1 protein-coding gene is annotated in these 281 nt (G+C 48.4%); it reads right to left on the reverse strand.

Translation table 11 applies throughout. The annotated features are described in order from the left end of the window. Positions 1-232: acyl-CoA dehydrogenase family protein (locus tag L5876_RS14920; protein WP_370469073.1), on the reverse strand; the 232-nt coding region annotated here is incomplete at its 3' end. Positions 233-281 lie beyond the last annotated feature (49 nt).

The raw sequence follows: 281 nt of genomic DNA on the forward strand, positions 1-281 counted from the left end.
TGGAATCGCCAACCCATGCTTTGCACATTGCCGCCTCTTTTTCCCAGGGCTGGTTCAGACTTATGGCTGAGCATGCCCGGTACGTCATCAGCACTGATGTTTCCAAACAGGTTTTCATGTTTGCGCAATGATGCTGTATAGCTTGGAAGCTCCCGATGGGGCGATCGAATTGCTCACGAATCTTTGCATAATCTACTGTCATCTTTAGCACTTTGTCACCCGCGCCAATCATCTCTGCACATTTCGCAACCGCACATTTCTGAAAAACTCGTTCCAGAACT

The sequence above is a fragment of the Hyphobacterium sp. SN044 genome, assembly GCF_021864465.1.
Taxonomy (GTDB): Bacteria; Pseudomonadota; Alphaproteobacteria; order Caulobacterales; family Maricaulaceae; genus Hyphobacterium.